Source organism: Mesorhizobium sp. M7A.F.Ca.AU.002.02.1.1 (assembly GCF_003998535.1).
GTDB classification, from domain to species: Bacteria; Pseudomonadota; Alphaproteobacteria; order Rhizobiales; family Rhizobiaceae; genus Mesorhizobium; species Mesorhizobium ciceri.
In genome coordinates, this window is record NZ_RZPB01000349.1 from 1 (window position 1) to 6,200 (window position 6,200).

Sequence of the window (6,200 nt, forward strand, 5' to 3'; positions counted from 1 at the left end):
GCTCTGCTGTTCCAACACCTCTTCTGGTTCTTCGGCCATCCGGAAGTTTACATCATCTTCCTGCCGGCGACGGGCATGGTGTCCTCGATCATTCCTGTTTTCGCCAGGCGACCGACATTCGGTCATCTCGGGCTGGTCCTGTCGCTGATCGCGGTCGGCTTCCTTTCGTTCGGGCTTTGGGTCCATCACATGTTCGCCACCGGCCTGCCAAAGCTTGGCGCCAGCTTCTTCACCGCATCCAGCATGATGATCGCCATCCCGAACGGCGTACAGATCTTCTGCTGGCTGGCAACATTATGGGACGGCAGACCGGTGATCCGAACTCCGTTGCTGTTCGTCTTCGGCTTTTTCTTCATCTTCGTCATCGGTGGGCTGACGGGCGTGATGCTCGCCTCAGTGCCGTTGGATCTTCAGGTCCACGACACCTATTTCGTCGTCGCCCATTTCCATTACGTGCTGATCGGCGGCTCGGTGTTCCCGCTGCTTGGCGCGGCTTATTTCTGGTTCCCGAAGGTCACCGGCCGCATGATGAGCGAACGCCTCGGGCGGTGGCATTTCTGGCTGGCCTTCATCGGGTTCAATGCAGCCTTTTTCCCGATGCATCTGGTCGGCCTGTGGGGCATGCCACGACGTGTCTACACCTATCCGGCCGAGCTTGGCTGGGGCAACATCAACCTTTTCATCTCGGCTGGGGCGTTACTCTTCTTCCTGAGCTTTGTCCTGTTCACCTTCAACCTTGTGCATGGCGCGTTGAAAGGCACCTCGGCCGGCAACAATCCTTGGGACGCAGGAACCTTGGAGTGGGCAACATCCTCGCCGCCGCCGAGCTATAATTTCGCACGCATTCCCATCGTCACTCATATCGAGCCGCTCTGGGCCGAGCGCGAGGCGCTCCCTGTAGCGACCGGGCTCCGCGTCGACGCGCGCGAACTCCTCATCTCGACCGTGGCCGAAGCTCATCCCGACATTCGCGAGAAATCGGCCGCCCCTTCGATCTGGCCGCTTTTAGCGGCGCTGGCCGTCGGCGGCACGTTTCTCTATTCAATCTTCACGCCCTGGGCGATCGTCTGGGGCGCCGCGCCAATCGCCATCACGTTGATCGGATGGTTCTGGCCCAAGGGCGATCCGGAGGACGAGGAATGAAGCAGCGCGCCGCCGCCGATCTTTCTGGCCTGCCCACCTTCGGGCACGGTCCGCGCAGCCCGACCTGGTGGGGCACGCTGGGTTTCATGGCGCTGGAAGGCACGGGCTTCGCGCTGGCGGCCGGCGCTTATCTCTACCTTGCGCAGTCATGGCCAGACTGGCCGCTCAGCGCACCGCGCCCGAACCATTGGCCCGGAACGATCGTCACCATTTTGTTCATCGTCAGCCTTGTGCCTAACCACATCCTCCACCGCTATGCCAAGCAATGTTCGATGGTGCCGGTGCGGATCGGGCTGATGGTCATGTCGCTGCTCGGCATCGCTCCGCTCGTCGTGCGCTGGTTCGAATTCCCGGCCCTCAACATCTATTGGGACACCAATGCCTATGGATCGATGCTCTGGGTGCTGCTCGGGCTGCACACCACCCATCTCATCACCGATGTCGGCGACACCATCGTGCTGACTGTGCTGATGTTCACGCGCCACGGCTATAGCGGCCGTCGCTTCGGCGATGTCGGCGACAATGTCTTCTACTGGGACTTCGTGGTCCTGACCTGGATTCCGATCTATCTGCTCATCTACTGGGTGCCGAGGCTAGGCTGAGATGCGTGCATTACGCCTGGGAACGTCTTGGGGTGGTCTTCTGTCAGGGCCGCTGGCGTGGGCGGTCTCGACACAGCTGAATTATGCGCTGGTGCCCTGGCAATGCAATCGCCAGGTGCCGGTCGTGCTTCCCGTGGCGCTGCTGCTCGTCTTGTTGTCGCTGCTCGGCGGGGCGCTGTCGTGGCGGGCGAAGCGGCGAGGCGGTGCCGCATTCAAGCCGAAGCGTACGCGCGCCACAGAGCGCTTCGTCGCCAATCTCGGCATGCTGTCGGCGTTGCTGTTTGCGCTTGTGATCCTCATGCAAGGCAGCGCGGCGCTGATCCTGGATGAGTGCCTGCGATGAATCTGGACGGGCTGTTCTCTACTTCCATCTGCTACGGCGCCGGCGCACCCGAGGCCGGGTGGACGCTCGCGCTGCCCATCACCCTGCCACTTGCCGTGCTTGCCCTGATATATGTCGTTGGAGCTGGCCGGCTTTGGCGGCGCAGCAGCCGCGGCAGGACTTTGCGGCTGCGCCAGGCTCTGCTGTTCACGGCCGGATGGGGCGTGTTGACGGCCGCGTTGGTCAGCCCGATTCATGCACTCGGTGAGCAGATCTTTGCGGCGCATATGATCGAGCATGAACTGCTGATGGCCGTGGCGGCGCCGCTGCTGGTCTCCGCCAGCCCGGCTGCGGCCTTGATGTGGGGATATCCCGCCGGGGTCCGGCGCATTCTTGGAATGGCCGCGCACGGCAGATGGCTGAATGCGGTTTGGTCTTTCGTAACTCGACCGCTCAGCGCGACCATTGCCCACGGCCTGGCCATATGGATCTGGCACCTTCCGGCGTTGTTCGAGGCCGCGCTCGAACGCGGCGTGATGCACTATGCACAGCACGCGAGCTTCTTCGGAACAGGGCTGCTGTTCTGGTGGGTACTCTTGCCGCGTCCCGGCCGCCAGCATGCCTATGGGACCGCAGTGATGCATCTTTTCGTCACCTCGCTGCACACTGGCCTGCTTGGCGTGCTCCTGCTGCTCTCGCCGCGGCTCTGGTACCCGCAGAACGCGGTGGGTGCGGCACTATGGAATTTGAGCCCCCTGGAAGACCAGCAACTTGCCGGGCTGGTGATGTGGGTTCCCGCTGGACTGATCTATGGCGGCGCAGCGCTGCTGCTGGCCGCGCTGTGGATCAAGGCGAGCGGAAGGGGGGAGGCTGCGCATGCCTACGAGCTTGTCTAAGCTGCTTGCCGGCGCCAGCGTCGCGCTGGTGCTGCTCGTTGCGGGCGTGGCCGGAATGACCTGGTGGTCCGATCAGGCGGCGCGCATCCGCCACGAGGCGGAGGCGGCCACGGGAGGTGACATTGCGCGCGCCATGCCGATCATGACTGCGAATGGTTGTTCCGGCTGCCATACGATTTCGGGCGTGCCGGGCGCGCAAGGGCAGGTCGGTCCACGCCTCGACGCCAGTCTTGCTGACCGCACCTTTATCGGCGGCGGGCTGGCCAACAATCCAGAGAACCTGATCCGCTGGATACGGTCTGCCAGGGAAATCAATCCGCGCACGGCCATGCCATCGACCCGAATTTCGGAGCAGCAGGCGCGCGATATCGCGGCCTACCTCTACGCTCTGAAATGATTGAGCGGTTCACCGTTTGACGGACAACGCCGACCCTGTGTGGAAGAGACCGACTATCGCCGATCCAGGATCATCTAGCTTTGATGCTGAGACGGATCGGATATCCGTTCACGCACGGCATGCTCGGTCTTGTCTGCTGTGGACTTCACGATCTCGCCGAGCTGATCGGCGATCGTGTCTGCTTCCATATGTTGCCGGCCAGCTTCCTGCTTGATGGTCTCATAGGCTTCGGCGGCGACCTGCTTGGCCTCGTCGAGACCCCTGTCGAGCATGGTTTCGGCGGTATCGCGAAGCTTGTCGCCATAGGCGCCTAGCTGCTCATCCTCCGTTGCGGTGTGGGGCAGCATTGCACCTATGGCGGCGCCGATGGCGAGACCCGCGGCCGCTATGGCCAAGGGCTGGTTCTCCAACAGATCTTGCGCGGAGCGGGCGGCTTTCGCCGCCATGTCGCCGGTCACCGATCTTGCAGTGGCCGTGGTGCCCGTCAAACCCTCGGCGGCGCTGCTTGCAGCGCTGGAAACGGTATCGCCGACGCTGGTGGCAGCCGATGACAGCGATGCGGCGGCATCGGAAAGCGTGCTGCCCAAGCCTCCACGTTCCCGTTCATCATGTCGTCCCGGCGCCGAGGGCATTGAGTAGCCAGCCGAACCGCGGGCGGTGTCTGCGGTACCACTGCCGAACATCAGCCAAGCCAGACCCGCGCCCACCATAGTGACCGGCAAAGGATTGTCTCGGACCTGCGTTCTGAGGTTGGCGAGCATGGCCGAACTCTCCCCTCCCGAGAACAGCCCGGTGAACTCATCGAGCAATTGTCCCGGCGTCATCCTGCCTCGAATGGATTCGGCGGTCTCCATCACCCGCGCACGGGCTGCCTCGGCCTCGCGTTCAAGTTCGGCTGCGGATTTCTCAGTCATCTCACTTGTTCCTTGATCACGCTCGCGTCGCGCTTGAGCTGTTCCTGGGTGCGGTCGGGGGTAAGTTCCGAAGGCGCCATGCTGGCCGTCCCGGTCCGCAGCAGGATAATGCCGAGGGCCGCCACGACCACGCCGACCAGCAGGGAAGACCACCCCGCGCCAAGTCCTGCCCGCGTCAGTGCAATAACGAGTGCCTGCAGCAACACCATTAGCGCGGCGAGCAAGCAGATCGCGCCGCCCAGCACTTCCGCGGCACCTGCTCCGGCTTTGGCAAGCTTTTCAGAAAGCTCGGCCCGAAACAGCCTGGCCTCGGTTTGCACCAAAGTGGTGACATTCTGGGCCAAGTCGGTGATCAGCCCGGCAAGGCTTGGGTTGTCCTGGGTGTTCATCTGTCCTGCTCCGTGCTCTGCATGGCCCCATCATCGCCGACGACGCCCGAATCCTGCGACCGATCAGCGGACCAACCCTGTGCCTGATCGGTGTGGGATTTGAGGTCTCCCGGCGCATCCTGAAATTCTGGACCCGCCGGCGGCGAGGCCTTGATGAACCGCCCGAGAGCCAATCCGGCCAATACCGATCCGGCAAGCAGGACACCGGGATTTTGCCGGCCAAAGGACTGCACGTCCTCCAGGACCTGGCCGAACGGCTTCTGTTTCAATGACGATGAAAGCCGCTCCAGGCCACCGGCAGCATCCAATGCGAACTTCGATGCGTTCCTTTCATCGTTGTTGGCCAGGTGGTCACTGGCCGCGCGCAGTGCGCCGCCCAGCGCCGCCAGGCTCGATCCGATGTCGCGCTGCGCTTCCTGCGCCTTGTCGGAGATGACCTCCCTGGCTTCAGATGCATAGTCGCCAGCCTTGCGGGTCACCGTATCACGCGCGTCGTGAAGCAACTCGCTGGCACGCTCATTTTCCTGGCGAAGCCTTTCGGAAACGTCGCTTTTCGTCTTGTCGAAATCGGTGGGCTGTCCGCCCTGATCGTTTTCATGCTGCATGGGGCCACCTAGTGAAGACCGAGGAAGGAGAGGACCGCCAGCACGACAACGATAACGCCGATAAGATAGATGACACTGTTCATGTGCACGTCCTCCGTGGCTGTCCAACTTCGCGGAGCCGGCGATGTTCCCTAGGTGAAGCATTTATGTCGAAGCGGAAATGGAGAGCTTCGTCAGGCACGCACCAGTCACCAATGGGTCGCGCTATCCCTCGTGCGGAGCGCCAGTTGCTCGGTACCACCGGGTGCGCCCGACTCCGCAGGAGCCGCTAGCAGGAGACAGCCGAGTGCCGGCTGCCTCCGGCATTGCTATCTTTGCCTATTCGGCTGCCCGCCTGTCGATCATCTGCTCGCTCTGGGCGCCGGAACTTGGCCGAGGCGGCGACAGGATGGGCTCCTCGCCCATTGGCGAACCGGCGACCAGGGAGAACTCGCCCTTGCCGTCCATCGACGGTCCTTCGCTCCAACGTCCCTGCGCTGGTTCGACACCTTCGACGAAGCAATTGATGAAGGCATAGGATACGTCCTGATGCTCCTTTTCCTGCGGGAAGGAGTTGGGGACCGGCAGAGACGCGTTCAGTCCGCCCATATCTTCGATTGCCGCGAGCCACTGCTGTTGGTGCATGGTGTCGCGCGCAATAAGGAAGGACAGCATGTCCTTCATGCCGGGATCGCTGGTCATGTTGTACAGGCGGGTCGCAAGCACGCGGCCGCTTCCTTCCGCGGTGACGTTTGCGACCATATCCGCGGCAAGATTGCCGCTGGCATAGACATGCGAAGCATTGAAGGGAACGCCGTTGGCGTTTTCAGGCAGTGCGGCCAGGCCGGTCGACAAGATATGGCGGAAGTTCATCCCGTTGAGGACCGAGCCGCCGACCGTGTCCGACGAGATGTCCTCCTGCAGCGAAAGTGGTGCACCCTCAAGATTGAGGG

9 protein-coding genes are annotated in these 6,200 nt (G+C 62.7%); 5 read left to right on the forward strand and 4 right to left on the reverse strand.

Translation table 11 applies throughout. The features are described from left to right. From EN879_RS20560 to EN879_RS20580, 5 genes are all read left to right on the forward strand, one after another. Window positions 1-1,143: cbb3-type cytochrome c oxidase subunit I (locus EN879_RS20560; protein ID WP_206520970.1), on the forward strand; the 1,143-nt coding region annotated here is incomplete at its 5' end. Next, on the forward strand, window positions 1,140-1,745 hold the full coding sequence (locus EN879_RS20565; protein ID WP_013525139.1) for a cytochrome c oxidase subunit 3: 606 nt from the start codon (window positions 1,140-1,142) through the stop codon (window positions 1,743-1,745). The genes EN879_RS20560 and EN879_RS20565, both read left to right, overlap by 4 nt. Before the next feature lies 1 nt (window position 1,746). Beyond that, a complete protein-coding gene (locus EN879_RS20570; protein ID WP_063170778.1) occupies window positions 1,747-2,088 on the forward strand; it encodes a hypothetical protein in 342 nt (113 codons plus the stop codon). Next, window positions 2,085-2,963 (forward strand): cytochrome c oxidase assembly protein, encoded by an 879-nt coding sequence (locus EN879_RS20575; protein ID WP_063170779.1) that lies wholly within the window; start codon window positions 2,085-2,087, stop codon window positions 2,961-2,963. The genes EN879_RS20570 and EN879_RS20575 overlap by 4 nt, the downstream gene beginning before the upstream one ends. After that, the gene (locus EN879_RS20580; RefSeq protein WP_063170780.1) at window positions 2,944-3,360 is read left to right on the forward strand and encodes a c-type cytochrome; all 417 of its coding nucleotides are present in this window, start codon (window positions 2,944-2,946) and stop codon (window positions 3,358-3,360) included. Before EN879_RS20575 ends, EN879_RS20580 begins: the two co-directional genes overlap by 20 nt. 74 nt (window positions 3,361-3,434) lie before the next feature. Here the strand turns inward: EN879_RS20580 and EN879_RS20585 are convergent, their stop codons facing one another. The 4 genes from EN879_RS20585 to EN879_RS20600 all read right to left on the reverse strand — a co-directional run. Continuing rightward, the gene (locus tag EN879_RS20585; RefSeq protein WP_244514438.1) at window positions 3,435-4,214 is read right to left on the reverse strand and encodes a hypothetical protein; all 780 of its coding nucleotides are present in this window, start codon (window positions 4,212-4,214) and stop codon (window positions 3,435-3,437) included. Between the two features lie 56 nt (window positions 4,215-4,270). Further along, complete coding sequence (locus EN879_RS20590) at window positions 4,271-4,663, reverse strand: phage holin family protein (protein WP_013525134.1); 393 nt, start codon at window positions 4,661-4,663, stop codon at window positions 4,271-4,273. Continuing rightward, window positions 4,660-5,268, reverse strand: a complete 609-nt coding sequence (locus tag EN879_RS20595; protein WP_063170782.1) for a DUF1206 domain-containing protein — start codon at window positions 5,266-5,268, stop codon at window positions 4,660-4,662. The genes EN879_RS20590 and EN879_RS20595 overlap by 4 nt, the downstream gene beginning before the upstream one ends. A 318-nt stretch (window positions 5,269-5,586) precedes the next feature. Beyond that, on the reverse strand, window positions 5,587-6,200 hold a 614-nt coding region (locus EN879_RS20600; protein WP_127274211.1), incomplete at its 5' end, for a manganese catalase family protein.

Bases quoted from the DNA above. Each gene is read 5' to 3' on its own strand.
- EN879_RS20565 (WP_013525139.1), top strand. From the start codon at position 1,140: ATGAAGCAGCGCGCCGCCGCCGATCTTTCTGGCCTGCCCACCTTCGGG.
- EN879_RS20570 (WP_063170778.1), top strand. From the start codon at position 1,747: ATGCGTGCATTACGCCTGGGAACGTCTTGGGGTGGTCTTCTGTCAGGG.
- EN879_RS20575 (WP_063170779.1), top strand. From the start codon at position 2,085: ATGAATCTGGACGGGCTGTTCTCTACTTCCATCTGCTACGGCGCCGGC.
- EN879_RS20580 (WP_063170780.1), top strand. From the start codon at position 2,944: ATGCCTACGAGCTTGTCTAAGCTGCTTGCCGGCGCCAGCGTCGCGCTG.
- EN879_RS20585 (WP_244514438.1), bottom strand. From the start codon at position 4,214: ATGGAGACCGCCGAATCCATTCGAGGCAGGATGACGCCGGGACAATTG.
- EN879_RS20590 (WP_013525134.1), bottom strand. From the start codon at position 4,663: ATGAACACCCAGGACAACCCAAGCCTTGCCGGGCTGATCACCGACTTG.
- EN879_RS20595 (WP_063170782.1), bottom strand. From the start codon at position 5,268: ATGCAGCATGAAAACGATCAGGGCGGACAGCCCACCGATTTCGACAAG.